At 45.4% G+C, this 834-nt stretch carries 1 protein-coding gene; it reads right to left on the bottom strand.

Going from position 1 to position 834, the window contains the following annotated elements; translation table 11 throughout:
• On the bottom strand, positions 1-678 hold a 678-nt coding region (locus ACS8FC_RS16225), incomplete at its 3' end, for an aconitase family protein (protein ID WP_439297532.1).
• Positions 679-834 lie beyond the last annotated feature (156 nt).

Raw genomic sequence — 834 nt, 5'->3', positions numbered from 1 at the left:
ACCCCAACCAAGCACACCAATACCATTAATCATCGTGGTATGACTGTCGGTACCAAATACAGTATCTGGATACGCCATCAGCTCGCCATCGACATCGGCTGCCATCACGACGCGCGCTAGATACTCAAGGTTGACCTGATGCACAATGCCCGTCGCTGGTGGCACGACCACGAAGTTTTCAAAGGCTTGCTTGCCCCAATGCAAAAACTCATAACGCTCGTTGTTGCGTTTAAATTCAATCTTTTCGTTCAAATCGAGCGCATCTTCGCGGCCATAAGCATCGACCTGTACAGAGTGATCGACGACCAGTTCACTAGGAATAAACGGGTTAATCTGCTCAGCCTTTCCGCCAAGCTCGACCACTGCATCACGCATCGCGGCCAAATCAACGACTGAAGGCACACCAGTGAAATCCTGCAATACCACGCGCGCTGGCATAAAGGCGATTTCTTTTGACGCCTCAGCACCAGCATCCCAATTGGCAACCGCTTCGATATGGTTTTTGCCGACTGACTGACCACCGTCTTCGTTACGCAATAGATTCTCTAACACGACCTTCATACAAAAAGGTAGTGTCTTGATATGCTCGTAAGTTTCGGTAAGTTTGGGCAGGCTGTAGTAGGCATGTTCCTTGCCAGCAACTGAAAGGGTGTCTTTTACATTAAAAATATCACTCATGATAGCTTCCTTATCGTTGTTATAAGTCCTAGACATAAATTATTATAAGTTTATGTATAACGGGTGGCTCAATAGATGATCGATATATCTTTAATCAGCAGAGCAATTTAATAACACTGTCTGATGTGACTCTGTGTTAACAAAAGAGATAACTAT

This window comes from Psychrobacter sp. 1Y4 (assembly GCF_051847555.1).
The sequence above is the reverse complement of the archived record's forward strand: the minus strand, read 5'-3'. Positions and strand labels throughout refer to the sequence as shown.